The sequence below is a fragment of the Neolewinella xylanilytica genome, assembly GCF_002934605.1.
Taxonomy (GTDB): Bacteria; Bacteroidota; Bacteroidia; order Chitinophagales; family Saprospiraceae; genus Neolewinella; species Neolewinella xylanilytica.
Genome location: NZ_PTJC01000005.1, coordinates 655,029 through 679,510 on the forward strand (window position 1 = coordinate 655,029; position 24,482 = coordinate 679,510).

25 protein-coding genes and 1 tRNA gene are annotated in these 24,482 nt (G+C 60.3%); 14 read left to right on the top strand and 12 right to left on the bottom strand.

Translation table 11 applies throughout. The features are described from left to right. Positions 1 to 110 precede the first annotated feature (110 nt). Entirely contained in the window at positions 111 to 569 is a 459-nt protein-coding gene (locus tag CLV84_RS02585; protein WP_104418173.1) for a MarR family winged helix-turn-helix transcriptional regulator, read from the bottom strand. Positions 570 to 829: 260 nt separating this feature from the next. Here CLV84_RS02585 and CLV84_RS02590 point away from each other — a divergent pair, with 260 nt between their 5' ends. The 8 genes from CLV84_RS02590 to CLV84_RS02625 all read left to right on the top strand — a co-directional run bounded on the left by CLV84_RS02590 (position 830) and on the right by CLV84_RS02625 (position 7,756). Then, a complete protein-coding gene (locus tag CLV84_RS02590; RefSeq protein ID WP_104418174.1) occupies positions 830 to 1,516 on the top strand; it encodes a LolA family protein in 687 nt (228 codons plus the stop codon). A 74-nt stretch (positions 1,517 to 1,590) separates the two neighbouring features. Further along, on the top strand, positions 1,591 to 2,970 hold the full coding sequence (locus CLV84_RS02595) for an NAD(P)H-binding protein (protein ID WP_104418175.1): 1,380 nt from the start codon (positions 1,591 to 1,593) through the stop codon (positions 2,968 to 2,970). Between the two features lie 41 nt (positions 2,971 to 3,011). Then, positions 3,012 to 3,824, top strand: coding sequence for an aldo/keto reductase (locus tag CLV84_RS02600; RefSeq protein WP_104418176.1), 813 nt, complete (start codon positions 3,012 to 3,014; stop codon positions 3,822 to 3,824). A gap of 66 nt (positions 3,825 to 3,890) precedes the next feature. Further along, entirely contained in the window at positions 3,891 to 4,508 is a 618-nt protein-coding gene (locus tag CLV84_RS02605) for a hypothetical protein (RefSeq protein WP_104418177.1), read from the top strand. A gap of 126 nt (positions 4,509 to 4,634) precedes the next feature. After that, on the top strand, positions 4,635 to 5,945 hold the full coding sequence (locus tag CLV84_RS02610; protein ID WP_104418178.1) for a citrate (Si)-synthase: 1,311 nt from the start codon (positions 4,635 to 4,637) through the stop codon (positions 5,943 to 5,945). 16 nt (positions 5,946 to 5,961) lie between these two features. Continuing rightward, positions 5,962 to 6,351, top strand: a complete 390-nt coding sequence (gene gcvH, locus CLV84_RS02615) for a glycine cleavage system protein GcvH (RefSeq protein WP_104418179.1) — start codon at positions 5,962 to 5,964, stop codon at positions 6,349 to 6,351. Between the two features lie 78 nt (positions 6,352 to 6,429). Continuing rightward, positions 6,430 to 6,792, top strand: coding sequence for a VanZ family protein (locus tag CLV84_RS02620; RefSeq protein WP_170067538.1), 363 nt, complete (start codon positions 6,430 to 6,432; stop codon positions 6,790 to 6,792). 28 nt (positions 6,793 to 6,820) lie between these two features. After that, positions 6,821 to 7,756, top strand: a complete 936-nt coding sequence (locus CLV84_RS02625) for an energy transducer TonB (protein ID WP_104418181.1) — start codon at positions 6,821 to 6,823, stop codon at positions 7,754 to 7,756. Positions 7,757 to 7,831: 75 nt separating this feature from the next. Here the strand turns inward: CLV84_RS02625 and CLV84_RS02630 are convergent, their stop codons facing one another. Together CLV84_RS02630 and CLV84_RS02635 are read right to left on the bottom strand one after the other, a co-directional pair. Beyond that, positions 7,832 to 8,494, bottom strand: coding sequence for a ClpP family protease (locus CLV84_RS02630; RefSeq protein ID WP_104418182.1), 663 nt, complete (start codon positions 8,492 to 8,494; stop codon positions 7,832 to 7,834). A gap of 232 nt (positions 8,495 to 8,726) precedes the next feature. After that, entirely contained in the window at positions 8,727 to 9,281 is a 555-nt protein-coding gene (locus tag CLV84_RS02635; RefSeq protein WP_245911365.1) for an RNA polymerase sigma factor, read from the bottom strand. Positions 9,282 to 9,455: 174 nt separating this feature from the next. Here CLV84_RS02635 and CLV84_RS02640 point away from each other — a divergent pair, with 174 nt between their 5' ends. Continuing rightward, positions 9,456 to 11,609 carry an FUSC family protein gene (locus tag CLV84_RS02640; RefSeq protein WP_104418183.1) on the top strand — a complete coding sequence of 718 codons (2,154 nt, stop codon included), beginning with the start codon at positions 9,456 to 9,458 and terminating at the stop codon, positions 11,607 to 11,609. Positions 11,610 to 11,707: 98 nt separating this feature from the next. Beyond that, a tRNA-Pro gene (locus tag CLV84_RS02645) sits at positions 11,708 to 11,784 on the top strand. 276 nt (positions 11,785 to 12,060) lie between these two features. On the opposite strand, the gene CLV84_RS02650 is transcribed toward CLV84_RS02645, so the two are convergent. The 3 genes from CLV84_RS02650 to CLV84_RS02660 all read right to left on the bottom strand — a co-directional run bounded on the left by CLV84_RS02650 (position 12,061) and on the right by CLV84_RS02660 (position 17,132). Next, entirely contained in the window at positions 12,061 to 13,860 is a 1,800-nt protein-coding gene (locus CLV84_RS02650; protein ID WP_104418184.1) for an SLC13 family permease, read from the bottom strand. Between the two features lie 35 nt (positions 13,861 to 13,895). Next, positions 13,896 to 16,571, bottom strand: a complete 2,676-nt coding sequence (locus CLV84_RS02655; protein ID WP_104418185.1) for a M1 family aminopeptidase — start codon at positions 16,569 to 16,571, stop codon at positions 13,896 to 13,898. 150 nt (positions 16,572 to 16,721) lie between these two features. After that, on the bottom strand, positions 16,722 to 17,132 hold the full coding sequence (locus tag CLV84_RS02660) for a Spy/CpxP family protein refolding chaperone (RefSeq protein WP_104418186.1): 411 nt from the start codon (positions 17,130 to 17,132) through the stop codon (positions 16,722 to 16,724). Positions 17,133 to 17,303: 171 nt separating this feature from the next. Between CLV84_RS02660 and CLV84_RS02665 the strand changes: the two genes are divergently transcribed. The 3 genes from CLV84_RS02665 to CLV84_RS02675 all read left to right on the top strand — a co-directional run bounded on the left by CLV84_RS02665 (position 17,304) and on the right by CLV84_RS02675 (position 19,464). Continuing rightward, on the top strand, positions 17,304 to 18,335 hold the full coding sequence (locus tag CLV84_RS02665; RefSeq protein WP_170067539.1) for a sensor histidine kinase: 1,032 nt from the start codon (positions 17,304 to 17,306) through the stop codon (positions 18,333 to 18,335). Further along, positions 18,332 to 19,045, top strand: a complete 714-nt coding sequence (locus tag CLV84_RS02670) for a LytR/AlgR family response regulator transcription factor (protein WP_104418188.1) — start codon at positions 18,332 to 18,334, stop codon at positions 19,043 to 19,045. The genes CLV84_RS02665 and CLV84_RS02670 overlap by 4 nt, the downstream gene beginning before the upstream one ends. A gap of 146 nt (positions 19,046 to 19,191) precedes the next feature. Further along, on the top strand, positions 19,192 to 19,464 hold the full coding sequence (locus CLV84_RS02675) for a YciI-like protein (RefSeq protein WP_104418189.1): 273 nt from the start codon (positions 19,192 to 19,194) through the stop codon (positions 19,462 to 19,464). 82 nt (positions 19,465 to 19,546) lie between these two features. Here the strand turns inward: CLV84_RS02675 and CLV84_RS02680 are convergent, their stop codons facing one another. The 4 genes from CLV84_RS02680 to CLV84_RS02695 form a co-directional block, all read right to left on the bottom strand. Next, the gene (locus tag CLV84_RS02680) at positions 19,547 to 20,107 is read right to left on the bottom strand and encodes a pentapeptide repeat-containing protein (RefSeq protein WP_104418190.1); all 561 of its coding nucleotides are present in this window, start codon (positions 20,105 to 20,107) and stop codon (positions 19,547 to 19,549) included. 111 nt (positions 20,108 to 20,218) lie between these two features. Continuing rightward, positions 20,219 to 20,983: an SDR family NAD(P)-dependent oxidoreductase gene (locus CLV84_RS02685; protein WP_104418191.1), complete on the bottom strand. Its 765-nt coding sequence runs from the start codon at positions 20,981 to 20,983 to the stop codon at positions 20,219 to 20,221. A gap of 100 nt (positions 20,984 to 21,083) precedes the next feature. After that, positions 21,084 to 22,016, bottom strand: a complete 933-nt coding sequence (locus tag CLV84_RS02690) for a helix-turn-helix domain-containing protein (protein ID WP_104418192.1) — start codon at positions 22,014 to 22,016, stop codon at positions 21,084 to 21,086. A gap of 75 nt (positions 22,017 to 22,091) precedes the next feature. Continuing rightward, on the bottom strand, positions 22,092 to 22,457 hold the full coding sequence (locus CLV84_RS02695; protein ID WP_104418193.1) for a hypothetical protein: 366 nt from the start codon (positions 22,455 to 22,457) through the stop codon (positions 22,092 to 22,094). 195 nt (positions 22,458 to 22,652) lie between these two features. Here CLV84_RS02695 and hisA point away from each other — a divergent pair, with 195 nt between their 5' ends. Then, positions 22,653 to 23,366: a 1-(5-phosphoribosyl)-5-[(5-phosphoribosylamino)methylideneamino]imidazole-4-carboxamide isomerase gene (hisA, locus tag CLV84_RS02700; RefSeq protein WP_104418194.1), complete on the top strand. Its 714-nt coding sequence runs from the start codon at positions 22,653 to 22,655 to the stop codon at positions 23,364 to 23,366. Position 23,367: 1 nt separating this feature from the next. Here the strand turns inward: hisA and CLV84_RS02705 are convergent, their stop codons facing one another. After that, positions 23,368 to 24,042 carry a sulfite exporter TauE/SafE family protein gene (locus CLV84_RS02705; RefSeq protein WP_104418195.1) on the bottom strand — a complete coding sequence of 225 codons (675 nt, stop codon included), beginning with the start codon at positions 24,040 to 24,042 and terminating at the stop codon, positions 23,368 to 23,370. Between the two features lie 11 nt (positions 24,043 to 24,053). Further along, a complete protein-coding gene (locus CLV84_RS02710; protein WP_104418196.1) occupies positions 24,054 to 24,479 on the bottom strand; it encodes a FixH family protein in 426 nt (141 codons plus the stop codon). Positions 24,480 to 24,482: the final 3 nt, after the last annotated feature.

Below are 24,482 nucleotides of genomic sequence, written 5' to 3' on the forward strand. Positions count from 1 at the left end.
CGCTCGCCGGCGATATCTTATGGCCCCTGGTGTACAATAACCGAGGAAATCTACCCGACGGCCGCGCTGGACCGTATCTGCCCGAACTGTTCCGGCTTTCATGGCCGCTTTTACGCGTCTTTCAGGCGCTCCAACAGGTCGTTGAGATGCTCTACGTCACCTTCGGATAAACGTTCACTAATGACGGAATCAAGCTGCTCGCGGTCGCGGTTGATCACTTCGAGCAACTGTCGACCGCCGTTAGTAATCCGGGCGCGGTTACTGCGACGGTCCTGATCGGAGGGGAACTTGTCAATCAGCTCTTTCTTCTCCAGCCGGTCGACGAGACGGCTGGCATCGGACATTTTATCCGCCAGCATCTCCCGTACTTCCTGGATCGAAAGGGATTCCGGGTAGCGTTCATTGAGAATGCGGAGAATATTATACTGCTTGGGCGTAATATTGTGCGGCTGTAGGAACTTCCGCAGGTTGTCGTTTATCCAGCTACAGGATTGCAATAAATTGAAACGAAGCGCTCGGAACTGGTCGTCGGACACAAGCGCCTGCTCGGCGTTACTATTGGCTTTCATGCCGGTTGGTGGGTTAGGGTGTTACTAATGCGAGCCTGGAAGACTGTTTGGGCCCACAAGGTAAGAAAACAAACAGAGATTCTCATATTTCAGCAAAGCGTTTGGTGTCATAACCTCTTTGCTTGGCCCCGGGTTTGTTGGCCAGCCTCACCTTTTGGCCTTCGCCGCACCTGCGCTCGCCGCCCTTTAACGACTCCTTAATATCCGTCGAACGTCCGAAAGTCGCTTTCCGGCGTTAAGGGAGTAGTCAAGTATGCTACATGAAAACCTTCTTTTTCCTTCCCATCCTTCTTTTGCTGACGGGCATGCTCTCCGCCCAGGATAATAAGCAGTACACCCAGGCTGCCGATAGTGATCCCGAAGCGAAGCAAATCCTGGAGAACATCCGCAAGAAATACGACGGCTATACGACCATGGCCGCGGATTTCAGGCTCGAGCTCGCCTTTCCGGGCCAGCCGGTGGAAGTGCAACGGGGAAGCGTGACCCGCCGGGGCGACCTGGTCCGGTTCAAACTCGGCAACCAGGAGGGAATCATCAACGACGATGCCGCTTACATCATTCTGCACGGCAGTAAGGAGGTGCAGATCAACGACTTGCCGGAGCCCGGGGAGACCACCGGCGTGCTCACCCCTCAGAACCTGTTTAATTTTTACGAGGGCGACGATTATGTGCTGGCCATGCAGGGCGAGGAAACGCAGGACGGGCGCACCCTCCAGGTGATCGAGCTGAAACCGCTCGATCGCAACGAAAGCGATTTTACCAAGCTTCGGCTCCTCGTCGACGGCCAGCGCCGGGAAATCGTTTCCGTCAAGGCCTTCAGCCGCGACGGCAGCAGCTACACCTTCCTTCTGGACGCTACCCGGGGCAACACCCAACTAGCGGATAACAATTTTACCTTCGACCGGGCCGAATTTCCGGGCTACCACGTGGAGGATCTGCGGTTCTGAGCAGATAAAGCTCCCGATTGCGCCGGAGCGCAGGTGAACGGCTAACCAATTGGCCCAAAGGCGGTTGGTAGGATATGAAAAGGCCTATCCTCGTTATTGCCGGTGCTACCGGATTTCTCGGCCGCTGGTTCATCGAGCGCTACCACCGCGACTACCACATCATCGCACTCAGCCGCAGCGCCATGCGGCCAGACCCTACTTACGACAAAGCCGAGTGGCGGCAGGTCGAACTATACTCCATCACCTCGACGGAGGCGGGGGTGCGGGGTGCCGACTTCGCGCTTTACCTGGTGCACTCCATGTCTCCGTCGGCCCGCCTGTCTCAGGGCAGCTTCGAGGATACCGACCTATTGCTCGCGGATAATTTTGCCATCGCCGCGCGCAATCAGGGGATAGAACAGATCGTCTTCGTAGGCGGCTTGCTGCCCGACGACGAGCCCCCCGAAAATTACAGCCGTCACCTGGCCAGCCGGCGGGAGGTGGAAGTGACCCTGGGTTCCACCGGCGTCCCGGTTACCAGCCTCCGGGCCGGCATCATCGTGGGGGCGGGCGGCTCTTCCTTCCGGATGATCGACAAACTGGTTTCCCGGCTGCCGGTCCTGATCTGCCCCGCCTGGTGCCAGTCGGCGACCCACCCCATCGCCCTGGACGACACGCTGCGCATCGTGGATTACTGCCTGGGCCGAACCGACCTCTACGATCGGACGATCGATATCGGCGGATCGGAAAAGACCACCTACATGCAAATGCTGGCTACCGTGGCGGAACTGCGGGGCAAGCGTAAGATCATTCGACCGGTAAAGTATTTTAGCCCGGGCTTGTCGATCTACTGGGTTAGCGTATTCACCGACTCTCCCCGGGATCTGGTAAAGCCGCTGGTAGAAAGCCTGCAGCACCGGATGGTGGCCGCGGACAACGAAATACTGCAAGCCTTTCCCAACCGAAAAAACTTCCGGGAAGCCGCTGAATTAGCCATCGCCGGTGAAGGAAGCCTGCCGGCCCTGCCGGGGCGCGTCCCCGCACCGGACGAGGAGAAGAATACGGTGCGCAGCGTACAGCGGTTACCTAATCCCCACGGCCATACGGCAACGTACGTGGCCCGTCTCTACCAGCGGTGGTTGCCGATCTTTTTCCGTGCGCTCATCGGAGTTCGGACGCGCGGTGACGATTCCACGTTCCAGTTTTTGGGCTTGCCCTTGCTCAAACTGACCTTCATCCCGAGCCGCAGCGATGACCACCGTCAGTTGTTCTACATCGTCGGCGGGCTCCTGGCGAAACGAATCGACAAGGGTTGGCTGGAGTTCCGCAGCGTACTCGACGACAGATACATCATTTCCGCCATTCACGAATTCGTTCCTGCGCTGCCCTGGTACATCTATGTAGTGACCCAGGCACGGGCCCATAGTTTGGTGATGGAGCGATTCGGCCGCTACCTGTCGACGATGGATTCCTAGCAGCGGGCGGAACCTGTCCCGGAGCAAACCGTTAGAGGGGCATGACAACTAGAAAGCTGAATAACGGACTCGATATGCCAACGCTCGGACTTGGCGTATGGCAGAGTGAAAACGGAAAAGAAACAATCGACGCCATCCACTGGGCGCTGGAAGCCGGCTACCGCCACATCGATACCGCCCGCATTTACGAAAACGAGGAGGCGGTAGGAAAAGCACTCCAATCGGCTTCGGTAGATCGGGACAAAGTTTGGCTCACCACGAAAATCTGGAACGACGACATCGAGGCGGGCCGAAATACCGAAGCGCTCGACGAAAGCCTGGGTCGGCTACAGGCCGACTACGTGGACCTGGTGCTTCTCCACTGGCCGGTAGCCGGCAGTGAGCAAGCCTGGAACGAGCTGGAGCGTGCCGTGGAGGCGGGGAAGGTCCGCAGCATCGGCTTGAGTAACTTCATGGAAGACAACATCGAGAAGATTCTTCGGGCCGGAAGTATCGTACCCGCAGTGAACCAGATCGAGTACCATCCCTACCTGGCGCAGCAGGATGCCATTACGGCCAGTGACGCCCACGACATTGCGGTTACGGCCTGGAGTCCGCTAATGCAGGGCAACTTCCTGAAGGAACCGGTCTTTGGAGAAATCGGCGAACGCTACGACAAAACGGCGGCCCAGGTCGTGCTCCGCTGGTGCCTCCAGAACGACGTCATCGTAATCCCCAAGAGTACGAACCGGGGGCGGATCCGCGAGAACGGCAACTTGTTTGACTTCGAACTTTCGGAGGAGGACATGCAACAAATCGATGCGCTGGAGCGGGGGAAACGCTTCGGTGCCGACCCCCACGATTACGGATTCTAACAGTGAACATCGGTGGTGAGGCGGGGGTAGTGGTGACAACTGAACCATTAACCTTCAGTAATCACTATGCCGGCTTCGTCCTTCACCCCGATAAAATCGGCCTTAATCGGTGGTGTTTTATCCACTTTAGTCATTTTTTTCGGCACGTACTTACTCGGTGGAATCACCGACCCCGAGGCCATAGATAATTTACAGGAGATCCGTCCGACCCTTCGCTTTACGGCTAGCGGGTCGATGACGGCGACCTCGACGATCCTGGCACTCATGCTGACCTTACTGTCGTTCACCCAGCAGACGGATCGCAAGCTCAAGGCTTACCACTACAACCGCATCTGGTGGATCGCACGATTCGCCGCGATCGTATTCGTAGCCGCCCTCGTGCTGCTCATGATGCTTAACGTGCCGATCAGCAATGCCGAAGAAACCTTTCAAGGATTCTATAACGTGGTGTACTACACCTTACTGGTATATACGGCCTTGATCGGGGGGATGATGATCACCATCATTCTGTTGCTGTACCAGGCGGCTCGCGACATCATCCTGATCGCGCATCCCGGAAAGGTAGTTTCCAGCCTCTACGCGAACCCCGAGCCCGAAGAGGAGGGAAGCGACCGAATGACGAAGCGCGAGCGGGAAAAGATGGAGGTGCCAGCCCCGGAGGAAGGGGTAGGGTCCGAAAACTGATCGCGTTGCCCGCGAATTTTCGTTTATTGCCCTTCGGTCCGGCGATTGCCATTCAACCCATGCCGGGCGGTTACGTTAGCAATGCATCCGGTACAGACCACTAAACATTAATTCCCCACCCATTCGATGGAAGCCCTCAAAAAGAAATTTGCCGATAAAGCCCTACCGCTATACCAGGAACTTCGCAGCATAGCGAAAACGAACGGTGACTTGAAAGCCGACGAGGTAACCCTTAGCCAAGTACTCGGAGGCGCGCGCGGAATTAAGATGATGCTCTGGGAAACCAGCCAGCTCGATGCCCAGAAGGGGATCCGTTTCCGGGGATATTCCATTCCGGAGATCAAGGAGTCCTTACCCAGCGGTCCGCAGGGTGAGCCGAAGCCGGAAGGCCTATTTTGGCTGATGCTGACGGGGGAGATTCCCACCGCCGAGGAAGTGGACGCGCTAACCCAGGAATGGCACCGGCGGGCCGACGTCCCTGCACAGGTGTTCACTACGCTGGACAGCCTGCCCGCCGATACGCACCCGATGACTCAGTTCACCATTGGCGTGATGGCGATGCAGTCGGACAGCATATTCTCCCGCCGGTACGCGGAGGGGTTGCCGAAGAATGAATACTGGGATGCCGTTTACGAAGACAGCATGAACCTCATTGCCCGGCTGCCGCGGGTAGCGGCCTACGTCTACCGGCGGGCCTTCAAAAACGGAGAGCACATTGAGCCCGATACCAGCCTGGACTACAGCGCGAATTTCGCGCACATGCTCGGTAGCGACGACGAAGATTTCCGTAGCCTGATGCGCTTGTACCTCACCATTCACGCCGACCACGAAGGGGGAAACGCCTCGGCCCATACGGTAAACCTGGTCGGGTCTACGCTCAGCGATCCTTATCTGGCGTTCTCCGCCGGGATGAACGCCCTGGCCGGACCGCTGCACGGATTGGCGAACCAGGAAGTGATCAAGTGGATCTTCGAGATGATCGACAATCTCGGAACCAAGACGCCCACCAAGGAGCAAATTCAGGAATACGTTCAGCAGACACTGGACGAGGGCAAGGTGATCCCCGGTTACGGGCATGCCGTACTGCGTGAACCGGACCCCCGCTTCGTGGCCCAGCGCCGGTTTGCCGAGCAGTACATTCAGGACAGCGACCTGATCTCGACGGTGTGGAAAATTTTCGACGTCGTGCCGCCCATCCTGCAGTCTCTCGGTAAAGTCAAGAACCCCTGGCCGAACGTTGACGCCCACTCCGGTGCCCTGCTCGTACACTACGGTTTCGGTGAATTCAGCTACTACACCGTACTCTTCGGCGTGAGCCGTGCCCTCGGCGTACTTGCCGCCGGTATCTGGAGTCGTGCCCTGGGAATGCCGCTCGAGCGCCCGAAGTCGGTCACCAGCGACTGGGTAAGAAAACACGTCCTTCAAACCGCTAAATAAGCCAACCCGTAAACCAATGAACGTACCTGATAATCTTTTCTACACCGAGGAGCACGAGTGGGTGCTTATCGACGGCAATACCGCGACGGTGGGCATTACCGACTTTGCGCAGGAGCAGTTGGACGAGCTCGTTTACGTAGAAGTGGATACGGTAGGGGAGACCCTGGACCGCAACGAGGTGTTCGGCACCGTGGAAGCGGTAAAGACAACCAGTGACCTATTCATGCCCCTGGCGGGCAAAGTGATCGCCTTTAATAGCGAACTGGACGAGAGCGACGGCGATAACCCCACCATGGTCAACGAAGACCCCTACGGCAAAGGCTGGATCGTAAAGGTCGAATTATCCGACCCGGATGACCGGGCGGGATTGCTGGATGCCGCCGCCTACGCTGCATTAATTTCTTAAAAGTTGGCGGATCACCCACCAAAGCCCACTTCACCCGCATCTACTCCCCGAAGACAAACGGGAATCCGGCTGATTACCGTGTTCTATGCGCTGTTACTAGGCTACGTCAGTCTGGTTCCAGGGCAGCGGATACCGGGAATTTTTGACTGGTCGGAGCTATTTTCCCCGGATAAGATTGCACATTTTGGTGCTTACGCCTTTTTTGCAGTATTATTGTCTTTCTCAATCGGCAGTGCTTCCACCGGGAAGCGGGCGGCAACGGCCGCCTTGGCCGCCGCCCTGTTCGGAGCACTAATGGAAGTGTTACAGGGCATCGCCGGGACCGGCAGAGAATACGATCCCGTCGATATGGTAGCCAACCTGATCGGCGCACTGCTGGGAGGAGCACTCTACGTGCTCTTGCAACGAATTGTATATAAGTACCTCGCTCCGGCGGGGTAGTAGCTCTAATTATTTATAAACTTAAGCCATGGGAGATTTATCTATAACAGGTGCTACCCTGGCGATAACCTTCGGAGCCATTCTGCTCGCATTGATCGGCCTGATCTATCTGATGCGGAATGTCTATCAGTCGCGGACCGAGAAGGGAATTGCCGGTGAGTACACCGAAGACGCCGACAAGGACGGTTCTTACATCGAGAACCGGGCGAAGTACGAGCGGGTAGATGTCTTCGGGCTGAGTTCCACCTTCTTCAACTTCGGTTTGGCCCTCGCCGTCGGCCTGTCGCTCCTGGCCTTCGCCTGGACGCAGTACGAAGCCGAGATCATCATTCCGGAAGGCGCGCTTGAGCTGGAAGAGGAGATCGAGATGGAACCGCCCCGGACGGCCGAACCCCCCCCCCCTCCGCCCCCACCGCCACCCCCCGTCATCGAGGAAGTTCCGGAAGAGGAACTGATCGAGGAAGATCCGCCGGAATTCGAGGATACTTCCATCGACGAGGAAAGTGTCATGAACGAGCCACCGCCGGAGGTTAAGGAAGATAAAGCACCGCCCCCGCCGCCGCCCCCGCCACCACCACCCCCGAAGCCCGATGTAGAGGAGATCTTCAAAGTGGTAGAGAACATGCCCATGTTCCCCGGCTGTGAAGATCTGGGTAGCTATGCCGAACAGAAGCAGTGTGCCGATAAAAAGATGCTCGAATTCATCTACGGCAACATCAAGTACCCCGCTATCGCCCGTGAGAACGGTGTTGAAGGTATGGCCGTTGTTTCTTTCGTAGTAGAGCAAGACGGTACCGTAACCGACGCCACCGTCGTTCGGAACCCGGGAGCCAAAACCGGCGAGGAGGCCCTCCGCGTCGTACAGCTTATGAACGAGAAAGGCATCAAGTGGGTGCCCGGTCAACAGGGTGGACGCGCCGTACGCGTTCAGTTCAACTTGCCCGTCAAGTTCCAGCTCGAGTAAACAATCGTTACTCCGATCCTGATAAAGGCCGGGAGCTCGCCAGAGCTACCGGCCTTTCTTATTGAACCCGGTACCCTACCCGTGCTTCGCGCCGGTCATCACCTCGTCGATAAACCCGTACTCTAGCGCAAATTCGGCGGTCATCCAGTGGTCCCGATCCGCATCGCGCCGGATTTCCTCTTTCGTCCGATGGGTATGCTCGCTCATGATGGTATATAGTTCGTCCTGTAGCTCCAGCATCAGCCGGTAGTTGATCTCCATATCCGACACTTTCCCCTGCATCCCTCCACTCGGCTGGTGGATCATCACCCGGGAGTGAGGAAGGGCGGTTCGCTTGCCGGGAGCTCCGGCGCAGAGTAACACCGATGCCATACTAGCCGCGAGAGAAGTGCAGGTGGTATTCACCGAGCAGGGTACGTGCCGCATGGTATCGTAAATGCCCAGGCCGGCCGTTACCGACCCGCCCGGCGAGTTGATGTAAAGCGTAATGTCGCGCCCGGGGTCGCTACTGGCTAGAAATAGAAGTTGGGCCTGGATTACATTGGCGACGTAATCGTTGATCTCGGTTCCCAGAAAGATGATCCGGTCCATCATCAGGCGACTGAAAACATCCAGCTGGGCGACGTTGAGCTGGCGTTCCTCAATGATGGTCGGATTGATCGATGCCAGCAGACTACGGTAGGTGCCGGCGGGATCCAGTCCGTGATCGAGGGCCGCATAGCGAAGAAAATCGTGCATAACAGTTGGGTTGGGGCAGGGGCGGGCCTATCCGGCCCGTGCCGGTTCAAAAAATTGCTTGAAGTATAGAGAGGTTAGTTACCGTTCCAGCGCCAGACACGGGTCAGCCAAACCAGGACGTGGAATCGACGCCGAGGACGCCCCCGACTGATCCAATCCTTCACCTGCCCGAGCGGAATTGATTGCGGCAAGGTTTCCGGTAATTGCCGAAGCAGGCGGTCGGTATTCTTGCTCATAGCAGCAGGGACGCATAAATAGTTAGCCGCTCGCTAATACGGAGCGGCTTGCCGTCCTCGGCAAATTTTTCCCGCAGCTCCTTGCGGGCCCGGCTGATGCGGGTTTTCACCGCCCCCGGCGTGGATTGCTGGATATCCGCGACTTCGCGAATCGACCAGCCACTTACCGCCGTGAGCAGGAGGGCCTCTTTGCTTTGCTCGGGAAGTAGGTCAATGGCCCGCAGCAGATAGTGTAAATCCAGCGCCAGCTCCGGTTGGGCGGGCAGGCGGTCGCTTAAGTGCCGCCGCCGCTCCTGCAGGTAACGTTGCTGTACGCGCGCCGAGCGGAGTTGATTCCTTACCCGGTGGTTTACGATCCCGATCATATAAGCGAGCAGCCGGTCTTTATCCTCCAGGCGATTCCATTGCTCCAGGGCACTCAGGACAGCATCCTGTGCAATGTCTTCGGCGGAGGCCAGGCCAAAGGTCTGGCTGGCGCAGTATTTCATAAAGCGGTCGTGGAATGGCGCGTACCAGTCCATGAATTCGGCGGAGGGCGATGCAGCGGTCATGGTCTCTGTTTCCAATATAGTAACGGAACGGAGCAAAAGGTTACACGTCTCCGGCAAGCGAAAGGAAATAGTATAGGATAAAAGGTAGCCAGCCTACCTTTTCAGGGCCTGCACGTTAGTACAGACAAGCTACTCCGGATTGGGGGAGAATTGTCATCCAGGATTACGGATACCATGCCAAAGATTCCGCTGTTCGAGCAACTAGGAAAACGCTCCACCGCGCTGCTGAAGGACCACGCCTTCGGGCGGGGCATCCTGATGGTCCTGGCCATCGTGGTGGCTATTGTGGTGGTTTCCCACTTCTTCCCGCTGTCGACTGCGGTTAGCACCGCACTGGGAATCTTTCTGGTGTCGATCTGTGACCTCCCTGGAAACAGAGCCGCGCACGTTGCCAATCAGGTTGTCGGTTTGCTCCTGGCCGTCACCAACGTCGTCCTGATTCAGTTCACGCTGGATATTCCCTATTTAAATTTGCTGGTGCTGCCCGCACTCGCTTTTGCATCCGCGTACCTATCCGTACTCGGAAAACGGGCCAGCCTGGTTAGTTTCAGCGGATTGCTGGCGCTCGTTCTGGCGTATGCTTTCCCCCAAACGGGTTGGCAAATCTTACGCACGGCTTTGGCGATTGCGGCCGGCGGCGTATGGTTCATCCTGCTCAACCTCCTCTTTCATCCCCTTCGCTACCGGCAGTACCGGATCGGGCTATTGAATGATTTACTTCGGCTGACCGCTAATTATCTGGCTCTGAAAGGGGCGCAACTCCGTTCCGATACCACGGATGAGCAGTGGCCGCCTCTTATCCGGGTGCACAACCAGATCAGTGAGAATCGAAAGGAACTGGCGGATTATTTCTACGCCACGAATCCCGATAGCGTAGCGCGCAGAGGGGAAAGCCACGAGGGGGTGCTCTTTATCGAGTTGGTCGAGCTGATCGAGCTGGCCGCGGCGGTTCCCCTACGCAGGGCGGTGGGGCGACGTTCGGCGGCGGTGCTATCCGTGGCAGACATCCTGGACGAGGTGAAAGATGCCCTCATCTGCGTAGCCGATAAGTCAAGTAACTTCCGTACCGCGCAGCCGGAGCAGCTTCGCCGGCGCTTGCTTTCGCTCGTCCCGGAAGCGGACGAGGAACCCACGGACGACCGGAATGAATTTCATCACTACCTCGGGATCCTGATCGCCAACATCGACAGGCAGCTCGATAAGTTGGAAAATATACAAGCCCTAGGAGAACGTGAAATGCAAGCGGATGCCCTGGTTTTCGAACCGGACGCTTACGAGCGGCTACGCCCGAAAATCAACTGGCGCGGCTTGCAGGATAGCTTTACCACCGAAGATGCCGTGTTTCGCCATTCGCTCCGTCTGGCCGCTGTCGTAACGCTGGGGTACCTGGTGGGGCAGGTTCTTGGGGTACAGAACGCTTACTGGATCATGCTCACGGTCGTGGTTATTCTACGTCCCAGTTACGTTCAGAGTAAGGATCGGTCGCTGGAACGTACCATCGGTACGCTTATCGGCGCTGCATTGGCCGCTTCCGTGGTATTTCTGACCGATAGCTACCTGGTCTACGGGATCATCGCCGCGGTGGCGCTTCCGTTTATGTTCGTCTACCTGAATAAGGATTACCGGATTGCCGCCCTCTTCGTGACCCTGAACCTGGTATTCGTGTATGCCATGCTCCACCCGAGTGCCTATACCGTTATCGCCTACCGGATCGTCGATACGGTCATCGGGGCCGTGCTGGCCTGGTTGGCCAGTCGGTTTCTTTGGCCCGCCTGGGAACGCGGCGGGATCACCGCCCTGCTCGGCAGTGCGTTGCTGAACATACGAGCATACCTGCAGCAGGAATCCGCACTCTTTCGTGCGGGGAAGTCGGACGGCCTCGAATACCGCCTTGCCCGGAGGGAGGCATTCGTCAGTCTGGGTGAGTTAGATGCGACCTACGAGCGGGTGCTGCGCGAGCCCGGGGGCGGGGCCCGGCAGAGCGATCGTATGTCCGATATCGTCACCGACCTTCACCGGATCCTTTCCGTGGTCGCCCATATCGGGACCCTGCTTCGGTATACCGCACCCAGCCTCGACCAGGGGTATGTCAATACGCTGATCCAGGAGCTCACCACGGAGCTGACCCATTGCTATCGATTGGCGATCAACGAGAGCGCATACGTTGCCCCGCCGCCCGAAGCGCACGCCGACGAACTGGCACAGTTCAGGGACGCGCGCCAGCGGGAAACCCACTTAACTTTGGTACTGGAATACGAATACCTGCGGCAACTAACCACGCGCTTACAAGCCCACCTGCAATCGGGAATGTCGGGGGCCGTTCCCTGACCGAAATAAATCGCTCGGAATGCGCTTTCCGCGCTGGATTCCCCGCAATGATTTGGGTAGAAATGCAAGCCATCCCCTATCTTTGCCGCCCTCAAGCGCGGGATGTAGCGCAGCCCGGTAGCGCGCGTCGTTCGGGACGACGAGGCCGCTGGTTCGAATCCAGTCATCCCGACCAAAGACGATGGAGCCAGTACGCGTAGCGTGCTGGCTCTTGTCGTAGGGAGGAGCGGGGAAGACGAAGCGCAGCGCAGTTTACCCCCTCCCCCTACGACAAGCGCCCCGCCCGGAAGGGCGGGTAGGCGCGATGGTCTTTGGTGCCCCACCCGGACCTAAGCGTCCGGAATCGGGTCATGCTTTCCGCGGCCACTACCGCTATCCTGGGACCGAATGGACCATAAGAACCGACTTGCACGCCGTTCATTGGACCTCATTTCTCCCGCGCCCCGCCGCCCTAAACCAATCCGAAAAGAAAAGGAACCGCCAGGGTAGTCACCACCCAGAAGATGAGGCTCAGCGGCGCGCCAATGCGGGTAAAGTCGAGGAAGCGATAGCGGCCGGCACTGTACACCATGGCGTTCGTCTGGTAGCCGACGGGGGTCATGAAGCTGGCGGAAGCCCCCACGGCCACCGTCACCAGCAGGGGCAACGGATCGATGCCCACCTGTTCGGCCGCCGCAATGGCCACCGGTGCCAGCAACGCGGCGGTGGCGTTGTTGCTCATCACCTCGGTCAGGAGGTTGGTGGCCAGGTACAGGGCCGCGACCAGGGCAAAGGGGCCCCACTGGTAGATATTGCCGGTAAGCAGGGACGCAATCGCGTCGTCCAATCCGCTGTTACTCATGGCCCGGCCCAGGCTCAGGGCTCCGGCCAGCAGGAAGACGATTTTCCAGTCGATCGACTCGTACGCCTCGTTCATGTTCACCGCTTTACCGAGGACGAGGACGCAGACCCCCATCAGGGCGGCGATGCTAATCGGTAGCAGCCCGGTGGTCGCCAGCGCGATAACGGCCAGGATCAGCGCGCTTACGAAGTAGAACCGGCCGCGGTTGAAATCCGTGATGGCATCGCTCGACAGGAGGATGAAGGGGCTGTCCTGCTGCTGTTCGATGTGCTGCAACTCCGAGAGATAGTGGCTCTTCACCTCCGCGAGGATCACGTCGCCCGGGGTGAGGGGCAGGCGGTACAAATGTTCGTGGAGGGTTTCCTCCCGCTGCCGGATCGCCAGTGGTACCGCCCGGAAGCTGCGACGGAAGTCCACCTCCCGCAGGTTTTTGCCGACAAATTCGGAGTTGGGGGTCACCACCATTTCCACCAGGCTGCTGTTGTCGCGCTCCAGCCCCGTGCCCATTACCTGCACGCTGCCGGTGTTATCGACCAGTCGGACCCAGTCTTTCAGGTTCAGGATTTTCTTCCGGTCGCAGCGCACCTTCAGGGTGTCGCCCTTCACGAGGCTGAAGTCGCCGGGCGGGAGCAGGAAGCTCTGTTCGCCCCGGCGCACCTCCATGATGTCCATTTCGAGCTCCCGTACCAACGGGGAATCCATAATGCGTTTGCCGGCCAGATCGGGATGGTCGAGGATGACGATCTCCGCGAGGTAATCGTGGAGGGCGAATTTTTCTTCCAGGCTGTCATCACCCGAGCGATTGGGCAGCAGCCGGGGACCGAGGTAAGTCAGGTAAATCGCCCCGATGCCCAGCAGCACCAGCCCGATGGGCGTAATGGTGAACATATCGAAGCCCTCGAGCCCGTGGGTGATCGCCACGCCGCTCACGAGGATATTCGTGGAGGTACCGATCAGCGTACAGATGCCCCCGAAAATGCTCGCAAAGGAAAGGGGAATAAGCAGCTTGGACGCCTTAATCTTCGCCGTGGCGGCGATCCGGGTCACCACGGGAATGAATACCGCCACCACCGGGGTATTATTAATAAAGGCTGACGCGAAGGCTACCGTCAGGATGAGCAGGAACATCGCCTTCTTCGGCCTCCGCCGGAACCGGGCCGACATGGAGCCCGCCACCTGTTGCAATGCCCCGGTCTTCAGTAGGGCGGCCGACAGCACGAACATGAAGGCCACCGTGAGGGTAGCGTCGTTGCTGAAGCCGGCCAAACCTTCCTGGGGGGTGATGACCCCGCCGACCACCAGCGCCACCACGATGAGCATGGCGATGAGGTCTACGGACAGCCACTCGGTAACGAACAGGATGACCGCCCCTAGGGCTACCAGTAATGTGACAACGGCCGGCGTGAGCATACGAAGCCGCTAAGATAGGCGAAGTCGGCGCTTGCTTAGAACTGCTGGTAAATGTTCTTCAGGTCGGCGTTCGTCTCGGCGGCTTTAATGGCCTCCAGACTGGTGCCCATTTCCATGATCAGCTTGTTCAGATCACCGGTGTCGCCCAGTTCTTCCACTCCCTCCGATAGCGTATTGCGCAGGTCGCTGATGGCCTTGGTGGCGGCCAGGCGGCGCCAGGGGCTTTGCGACTGATTCAGCGCAATCTCCTTCAGGCGGGCCACTCCGGCGGTCTGTTCGGCCGCCTGCCCTTTCGCCAGCAGGGTCTGGTAGGCCGTGTACAGGTCGATGGCCTGGTAGTTGTCGGAGGTTTCCAGGCGGCTCTCGATGTAGGGCAGCTTGCTCAGGTCGCCAGACTCGCTGTAAATCCCGGCCAGCGCGGCACTGATGTCCTGGTTGTCGATCTCCTCAAGTGCCCCCGCTGCTTCCGAGGCCCCTTCGGGATCCGCGGCGACCAGCGCCTGCAAGCCGGCGGCTACTACGGAGTATGCTTCCGCTTCCAGCGCCTCGGTTGCGATTGGGGCTAGTTCGCCGTCCTCTATCTGGGTGAGCAGGCCGAGTGCCGTAGCCCGTACCTGACTGCGGTCGTCGTTACGGGCAATTTCCCTTACGATCGCCAGCTGGGCTTCCGAAGGTTCCTCGAGGCTTTGCAGTGCAACTCCCCGGATGGCGTAAAAGGAATCCTGGAGCGCGGCGGTCAGAATTTCGTCCTTTAGCTCCGGCTCGCTACTCATTCCGGCTAGCTGACCGACGGCCACGTAGCGGTCCAGGAGGGCGGGAGCATACCGGTACTGGGCGGCCAGTTCTTCCGGCGTTTTCTGGAAGTCCGTTTCCGCCAGCAACTGGTGTTGGGGGTCGAAGACGACCACCTCCGGTTCCAAACCGGCCGGTAGGGTAAAGGTCTGGTCGCGCATGTCGATCAGGATGCGGTGGCGTTCGGCCGTTCCGTTGGTGTAGACATCCACGTCCACGGGGATGCGGAAGACGGCCGGTACGTTATTGTCGGTATCCTGGAGCTGCTCGACGCGTAGGGAGACGTTCCCGTCGGCGTAGTCGGAGGTGATGCGCAGTTGCGGGTGTCCGGCGCTGAGGTACCACTGGTCGAAAAACCAGCTCAGGTCCTCGCCGGTGGTGTCTTCGAAGGCCATGCGCAGCTCATCTACTTCCACGGCGGAGTATTCGTGGCGGTTCAAGTAGTACTGCAGGCTGGCGAAGAAGGCCTCGTCGCCGACGTAATGGCGCAGCATGTGCAGCACCGCGCCGCCCTTGTTGTAGCTGTGGGCGTCAAACATCTGCTCTTTGTCGTCGTAATCGTACCAGATCAGTTCGTGGGGCGGGCTGTTCTGCACCGAGCCGAAATATCCCTGCCATTCCTCCATCTGGTGGTAGTCGGCGGCGTCCTTACCGTGCTTTTTCTCCATCCAGAGGTACTCGCTGTAGTTGGCGAAGCCCTCGTTGAGCGTGAGGTTCGACCAACTTTCGCAGGTAACCAGGTCGCCGAACCAGTGGTGGAACATCTCGTGGGCCACGATCTTTTCGTTCACGTCCACGTCGATGAGGTCGCGGTCGGTGCCGTTCATGAACTCACCGAAGATCACCGCCGTAGTGTTTTCCATGGCGCCGCTGACGTAGTCGCGCACGGCCACCTGGCTGTACTTCGGCCAGGGGTATTCCACGCCGGTGAGCTCGCTGAAGAAGGTGAGCATCTCGCGGGTGTAGGGGAAAATGGACGTCGCGTGATCGGCGAATTCCGGTTCCATATAGTAGTTGATGGGGATGCCGTTCCATTCCTCGTCTTCGACGATCTCGAAGTCACCCACCACCAGCGCAAAGAGGTAGGGGGCGTGGGGCAGGTCCATCTTCCAGTAGTCGGTGCGTTTGCCGTCGCCGGCGGGCTCGGAACTGACCAGGGTACCGTTAGAGAGGGTTTCATACTGGTCGTCGACGGTCACGTAGAGTTCCTGGGTGGTCCGCTCGTTCGGCTTATCGATGGTGGGGAACCAGCGGCTGTTGTTTTCCGTCTCGCCCTGGGTCCAGATCTGGCGGGGCTTGTCGCCCTCCTCGCCGCGGGGGTTGATGAAGAAGAGTCCCTTGTCGGAGGTAATGGCACCACCCGCGGTACCGGTTTCGGCCGGCGTGGCGGTGTAGTCGAATACGACGGTATACTCCTGGCCGCGGGTGTAGGCCTTGTCGAGGGTGATGGTAACGTGCTCGCGGGCGTCATCGTAGGTGTACTCCAGCTCGGTACCGTCTTCCATGGTGATGGCGTTGAAGTTCAGGTTCTTGGCATCCAGGGTGAGCTCGTTGCTCGGCCGGAAGATGGGCTTTAACCGCAGGGTGGCCTTACCGATCACCTGCTCTTCCTCCCAGTCGAAGCTGACCTCCAGCTTGGTGTGCAGCAGATCGTGTACCCGCTCAAAAGCGATGGCGCGCGGAGGCAAGGTGTTGGGGATCTCCTCCGCCGCCGTACCGGCCATTTCCTCCTCGGTGATCACGCCGTTAGTGGCGGGGCTGACCGTCATGGTGTCCAGGTTCCGCATCTCGGTTTCCACGATGGCGGTGTCCTCCGCGGGCGGCGGTGGGGGGGTGGTAGCGGCGGTCTGGCGGGTGGTGTTACAGCTAATGGCCAGTAGCAGGGTTGCCAACAGGCCGGTCAGGGTCAATCGTTGCATCAACGGGCGTGGTTTAGCACACTAGGACAAGCAATTGCGGCAAAAGGTTGCTTTTGCGCCGGAGCGCGGGAGAAGAGAAAAGTCGCGGGACAAAAGAAACCGCCGGACCGAATTGCTGCGGACCGGCGGTCATACCAACAATGCTCAATCTTAGTTCCGGCCCCGGCGACCCTGGCCGCGACCGTCCCGCTCGCCGCGGCGCTCCTGCATCCGCTCCTTACGCTCGGCCTGCAGGGCCTCGAGTTTGGCGAACTGCTCGTCGGTGAGGACGGCCTTCATTTCGGTCAGGCGCTGGTCGTTGGCCGTTTTGAGGCTCGCGCGCATGGCTTCCCGCTCGGAGCGGAGTTCCTCGCGGGCTGTTTTCACTTCGGCGGCGAAGGATTCGTTGATGGCCCGGACGCGCTCGGTCTGCTCGGGGGTGAGTTCCAGGACGGTAGCCAGGCGCTCGGTCTGTTTTTCGATGCGCTCGGCGGGATCGCGGTCTTCACCGCGCTGGGCGCTGAGGACGCCGGTGGCCAGCACGAACAGCAGGGAGAACAGGATCGCTTTCGTAGTTTTCATTAGGATCTGGTTTTGGATGATGAATAAGGCAGTCGCTCTCGGATGACTGGGCTACAAAGGTGGGCCCTTCGCCGCCCCGTGTCAAGTATAATCAACGAACGGCCCGGTTCCATCAATGAACGGGCCGTCGCGCACTTTCATCCCTGCCGCCGGTGGCCGACCTTTGTCTCCATGCAACGACCCGACCTCCCCCGCATCGCGCTCCAGGCCCTCGCCTGGGTAGGGCTGTGGGCGGTGGTCTTCCTCATCGTGGGGGGCGGTTTCGACGCGCCCTTCCGCTACTTCCGGCGGCTGTTCCCGTTACTGATTGCGATCGGGGCGGTCGTATTCGTCAACGGGGCGGTGCTGGTCCCGAGCCTCTACTTCCGGGGGCGCCGCGGCTGGTACGTGGTGGCGGCCGTGGCCCTGGTGGTGGCTACGACGCTCGTCTTGCAGAACATCGACTTCAGTGGCCGCCGCTTCCCCGTGCTCTACGAGCGCTTGTCGCGCAACCGAAACCTGGGGCAGGGGACGTTGCGCTACCTGCTGCCGCTGGCCACCTCCGTGATCGGATCGGTGTTGGTGGACGTGATGCGCTACGCCGGTCAGCAGGAAAAGCGAATCGTGCAGGCCCAGCGGGAGCAGCTGGCCACGGAACTGAAGTTCCTGAAGTCACAGGTCAACCCCCACTTCCTGTTCAATACGCTGAATAACATCTATACCCTGACGCTGCTCCGCGACGATAAGGCCCCCGAAAGCCTGCTGAAGCTGTCGGCCATGCTGCGCTACATGCTGTATGACGCCGAGATCGAGGTGGTGCCCCTGGGCCGGGAGATCGATTACCTACGCAACTACGTGGCCCTCCGCGGCCTCAAGGACAGCCGCGGCCTCAACGTCACCGTCGAGCTGGACGACAGCCGGCCCGAACTGCCCGTGGCGCCGCTGCTCTTGATCCCCTTCGTGGAAAACGCCTACAAACACAGCCGCGTGGAGGACCGGGAGGCGGGATACATCACCGTGGCGCTCACGACGGGCCCGACGACCATCGACTTCCGGGTCACGAACAGCGTTCCGCCCATCCCTTCGCCGGTGGACGGGGTGGGCGGTATCGGCCTGGACAACGTGCGCAAGCGCCTCGAACTGCTGTACCCCGATCGCCACCAACTCACGGTCGACGCGGCTCCTGAGCGCTTTTCCATCCACTTGCAACTCCGGGTAGCATGAAGCCGCTAAACTGCCTGATCGTCGACGACGAGGAACTGGCCCGCCGGCTCGTCCGCACCTACTGCGAGCGGCTGCCCGACCAGCTGCGGGTAGTCGGAGAAGCCGCCCACCCCGTGGCCGCCATGGAGCTGTTGCGTGCGGAACCGGTCGACCTGCTCTTCCTCGACATCCAGATGCCCGGCATGACGGGGCTGGACTTCCTCCGCACCCTGCGCCGTCCGCCCGCCGTGGTCCTTACCACCGCCTATGCCGAATACGCCCTGGAGGGCTTCGAGCTGGACGTGGTGGATTACCTCGTGAAGCCCTTCGCCTTCGAGCGCTTCGTGGTGGCGGTCGGGAAGGTGCGGGATTACCGGTTTCCGGAAACGCCTTTCTCCCGCGCTCCGACGCCAAAAACTAGTGCTGGTTACCAGCTCGTCCGGTCAGACCGCAAGACCCTTCGCATCCCCCACGCCGACATCCGCTACATCGAAAGCATGCGGGAGTACGTGGCCTATCACACCGCGCAGGGCCGCACCCTCACGCTGGGCTCCCTGAAGCAACTGGAGGAAGAACTGCCGGACAATTTCCTGCGCGTGCATAAATCCTTCATCGTGGCCACCGAGCGGGTCGAGGCCCTGGAGGGGAACCAGCTGCGCATAGGGGAAACCCTTATCCCGATTGGCGGCAGCTACCGGGAGTCGGTCAAATCGCGGCTCTTCGGAGGCTGAACTTTCGGCTTTTTGGCGGTATTTATGGTGGTTCGGCCGAGACATCGGATGACCCCTCCGCGACGCTGGGGGAGACATCCGATGACCGGCCAAACCCAGCAACCAGCAACCAGAAATCCCAGCACCCAGTAACCCCACCCCCCCCCATGAACCACTACATCCTCTTCTACGAAACCGTAGACGGCTACGTCGAGAAGCGCCAACCCTACCGCGACCAGCACCTCCGCCTGGCCAACGAGTTCCGCGAGCGGGGCGAATTGGTGATGGCCGGCGCCTACGACCCCGCCGACGGAGCGGCCTTGGTCTTTAAGGGCGAATCGGAGGACGTGGCGGAAAATTTCGCGCGGAAGGACCCTTACGTGATGAAGGGGCTGGTGAACCGGTGGTGGGTTCGGAAGTGGAGCGTGGTGGTTGGTTAGTAGTTGACTTCGTCAACTGTTAGTCTGTTAGTCGTCGGCTTCGCCGCCGGTTAGTAGTTGACTTCGTCAGCTGTTGGTTCGTCTAGTTGATCTTGACGCCGAAGGTTTGTAGTAGGCCTACGGCCTCGGGCAGGGAGAAGCGGGCGCCGCGGACCCGGTTTTGCGTGGGGTCGATGCGGTAGTGGCGGGAGTCGCGGAGATCGGCTTTGCGGAGATCGGTGTTATCGAAGGTGGCGCGGGCCAGGTCGCAGTCGACGAGGGTGATGCCCGTTAGATCGGCCTGGGTGAAGTCGGCTTCGGTGAGGTCACAGCCGGTGAAACCGCAGCGGGTCAGCTTCAGCTTGTGGAAGGAGGCGTGTTGCAGGCGGCGGTCGGTGAAGGTGACGGCGAAGGCCAGCGGGTCGCCCGCGTCGAAGCTCAGACCCAGTAGCTTGCAGCTTGCGAAGCGTACGTTCTGGAAGGAGGTACCGGTTAGCGTGGCGTTGCTCAGGTCGCAGTCCTGGAAAGTGCAGTCGAGGAAGCGGATACCGGAGAGGTCCGCCCCGGCCAGACGGCAGGCGGTGAAGGAGCAGCCGTCGTACTCGGTGGCCGTAGGGGTAAAGTCCTGGTTACGGAAGCTTTCGTCGGCGAGGTAAGTAGCCATGGGGGTAAAGTACTGCGGCGGAGCGGATGGTCGGTCCGATCGGGGGCGGTACAATGACAAAGGTCCCGCTTTGGGGAAAGCGGGACCTTTGTAAAAGCTTCCGGAAACGGTCTATAAGTGGATGCCGCCCGAGACCTCGATGCGCTGGCCGTTGACCCAGCGGGCATCGTCGGTACAGAGGAAGGCCACGACGCCGCCGATGTCTTCCGCTTCGCCGACGCGCCCGAGGGCGGTCTGTTGGCTGATCGTTCGGTTGATCTGTTCGTCGTCCCGGACGCGACCGCCGCCAAAATCGGTGGCGATGGCTCCCGGGGCTACGATGTTGGCGCGGATCTTGCGTTCGCCCAGTTCCCGGGCCAGGTAACGGGTGAAGACTTCGGTAGCTCCCTTCGCTGCCGCGTAGGCCGACGATCCGGGATAAGAAAAGCGGGCCAGTCCGGAGGAGACGTTCACGATGCCGCCGCCGTCGTTGAGCAGCGGGAGGGCTTTCTGCGTGAGGAAGTACACCCCTTTGAAATGGATGTCAACGATGCGGTCGAAATCCTCCTCGGTGGTTTGTTGGACCGGGGCGTACAGACCGGTACCGGCGTTGTTGACCAGGAAGTCAAATTTGTCGCGACCGGTGGTTTCTTGTAGCCGGCTCGTAAAGTCCGCGAAGAAGGCGTCGAAGGTGTCGACCCGCGAGGTGTCGAGTTGGAGGGCGGCGGCCTTGCGGCCCTTTGCTTCGATCAGCCCGACGACCTCCTCCGCCTGGTCGGCGTGGCTGTGGTAGGTCAGGATGACGTCGAGCCCCTTATCGGCGAGGCGGAGGGCCATATCGCGACCGAGGCCGCGGCTGCCACCGGTGACGAGGGCGGTTTTGTTTTGCGTAGACATAGTAGTTCAGTTTAGAAGTAAATGATGACCACAAAGGTCAGTCCCGCGGGGTGGGGTAGCCTTGCGGAAATCAAAGGCATGCTTACAGCGATCAAAGGACTTAGCCCCGGAAGGATCCCGGCGAGTGATCGGTGTAGCGCTTGAAGTAATTCGAGAAGTGGGCCGGCTCCTCGAAGCCCAGCGCATAGGCGATCTCCGATACGGACCACCGGCTATGGCGCAACAGCACCTTCGCCTCCTGTACGATGCGTTCGCCGATCAGCTGGGAGGTGGTCTTTCCGGTTTCGGCTTTGAGCGTTTGGTTGAGGTAGTTGACGTGCAGCGACAGGCGCTCGGCGATCTCGCCGGGGGTACGCAGGCGCAGCGGGTTAGTCGGGGAGAGGGGGGTGAATTCCCGTTCGAGCAACTCCCGGAATAGGGCGGTGATTCGCGTCGCGGCGGTTGGCGGATCGGCGACCGTGGGGGCCGGCTGCAGTTTCTGGCCGAGATGGATCAGCTCCAGGAGGTAGGTCCGCAACAGATCCGAGCGATAGGCATAGTCGGAACCGGCCTCCGCGATCATCTTCCGGAAAATGGCGCGCGCCACTTCGGCGTCCCGTTCGGTTACTTCAAAGAGCGGGGTCTGGCCGGGTCGAAAGATGGGCAGCGCGTCCAGACGGGTGCCGAGGGGATTGGCGGCCAGGAAGTCGCGGGTGAACACGCAGAAATACCCGCGTGGCTGGGAATCCAGCGGAAGCCAGTGGTAAGGGATATTGGGAGTGGCGAACAGCAGCGCTTCCCCCCCGACCTCGATCACCTTGTCGGCGTATTCCGCGCGGTTGCGACCGCTGATCAGGCTGATCTTGTAATAGGTACGGCGGTTGTAGGGCATTTCCCGCGGCGGACCGTCGCGGTGTAGGGCTTGCAGATCGAATACCCCGAAGTGGCCGATATCGCCGGAGGGCTTTGCTACGGAGGGGGCCGTCTGTTGCCCACGCTTGGCGGCAATTTCGCGGTAAAAGTCGTCGAGGGTGGTGGGCGGTTGATCGGCCATGGTGCGGGGGTGTATATCCCTAACCCCCGGTCCTTCCTCCGGGTTGATGTCGGCTGTGCTCGCCAGGCCCTGCCGTTACGATGCGGGTGTCAGGGCTTCGTCCTGCTTCCGCACCCGGTCGATGATCACCCGGCTTTCCGGGATAGCCGGAATGCGACGGAGCTTGATCGACAGGTCCTGCTGCGGGAGGTAATACTCCATCCGCTCGACCAGGTTGCGGAGGGCGGCTTCGGTCAGGTCGATGGTGATCCACTCGCCGGCGCAGCGGTGGTTGTGGTCTTCGCCAGCAGCAGGCGGGTTTCGAATACCTTGGTGTTCCGCTTGCGAAATTCGCGAAGGGAAATGGGGTAACCGGTAAGGAACACTCCGAGCGTCTGATCCACGAATGGGGTTTGCCCGGGGAACTCGGTAGGCGGACCGGTAGTTTAGGCGGATCGGCATAGCGGGCACCTAACGATTTGCTTACTGGCAATTCGTCCCAGTTTGGCGGCCGAGACATCGGACAGCGAGCCGCCAGGGTAAGACCTCGTAACCTGATTACCCGAAATTCGTCCTAAGTTTGCCGGCGAAGACATCGGATGTCTCCGCCGCTACCGCTGCGGGAGACATCCGATGACCCGCCCAACCGACCCCCCCATGCACATCATACCCGCCATAGACCTCATCGACGGAAAATGCGTCCGCCTCACCCAGGGCGACTACGCCCAGAAAACCGTCTACAACGAAGACCCCCTCGCCGTGGCGAAGGAATTCGAAGCGGCCGGGCTGGAGCGTCTCCACGTGGTGGACCTCGACGGGGCCCGCGGCGGCGGCATCGTCAACCATAAGGTCCTGGAACGGATCGCCGGGGGCACGGACCTCAAGATCGACTGGGGCGGCGGCATGAAGAGCGACGAAGACCTGCGCATCGCCTTCGAAGCCGGTGCCCACCAGGTGACCGGCGGTACGATCGCCGTGAAGCAGCCGGAGGTGTTCCTGGGTTGGCTGGAGCGGTTCGGACCCGAGCGCATCATCCTCGGGACCGACGTACGCGGCGACAAGATCGCCGTCAGCGGCTGGGAGGAAGCCAGTGACCGGGAACTCTTCGAATTCCTGGCCGACTACGTGAAGCGGGGCGTCCGCTATACCATATGTACCGACGTAAGCAAGGACGGACTCTTACAGGGTACGGCCCGCGAGTTGTACGCCCGCATCCGGCGCGAGCAACCGGAGGTGAACCTCATCGCCAGCGGCGGTGTAGCGACGACGGAGGACCTGGATGCCCTGGTGCGGATCGACTGCTACGGCGTCATCGTGGGGAAAGCCATCTACGAGGGGCGCATCTCCCTGGAGGAACTCAGCACTTACTGAATCAGTGGCACATCGGCGGAAAGACCAGGTCCTGGAAGCGCTGGAAGTCCACCGGCAGGGCGGCGTGCCACCCGCGCCAGAGCAGCAGCGCACCGGCGAGGGCGACGACTACCGGCGTGTACCGTAGCAGGAAGCCGTTGCCCAGCCGGACCAACCGTCGTCCGGTAAGCAGCAGTCCGAGCAGTAAGGGCAAGGTTCCCAGCCCGAAAGCAAGCATGAACAGCGCGCCGGCAACTATTCCACCCGCGTTCGCCGCCCCGATAACGGCGAGGTAGACGAGTCCGCAGGGCAGTAAGCCGTTGCAGCACCCCAGTCCGAAGTGGGCCAGTCCGCCCCGGTTGAGCCAGCCACTTATCCGCCACCGCAGGGCGAGCTGCAGGCGCCCGTATCCCGGCCAGGCGGCTACCCACCGTTCCGGCGAGAGGCGGGCGAAGGCAATCAGCAACAGGGCCGCCCCGGATACGATTGCCAGGGGCGCCTGTAGCTGGAGCAGGCGGGCACCCAGGCCCAGACTACCCAGCAGGGCTCCGAGCAGGGCGTAGGTCAGCAGGCGGCCGGTTTGGTACTGGGCTACCGCTTTCCCGTCGCCCCCCGCGGCCAGCATCAGGGGGCCGCACATACCTACGCAGTGAAGGCTGCCGAAGAGACCGAGGGTGAAGGCGGCGAAGAGTTCCACGGTTACGGGCTTTACAGGTCGAGGTCCAGTTCGTCGTAGTACTTCCGGCCGGCCGCTTCCCACTCCACGATAGCTACGTAGCGGCCGCCGGGCAGCCCGGCCACCGGGAGGTCCATGCCGCCCTCGGCGTCCAGGTCGAGGCGCACCGTACGGTCATAGCGCTTACTGCTCGGGCGGTAGAGCAGCAGGGTGCCCGTGGCCTCCGGTGCGAGATAGTCGGGAAACTCCAGTCGGTGATGCTCCAGCCGCAGTGGCTCGGCCAGGGTGCGGCTGTTGCTCCGGCGTTCGTACTCCTGCTGGTAGTTGATATCGCGCTGGTAGTAGGCTTCGGTGACCAGGCTGTTGTCGAAGCCCATGCTTTTGATCACCACGACGACGAGGGTACAGACGAAAAAGGAGTAGAAAAGGGCGATACCGTGGCCCCAGTGGATGGTCATGAT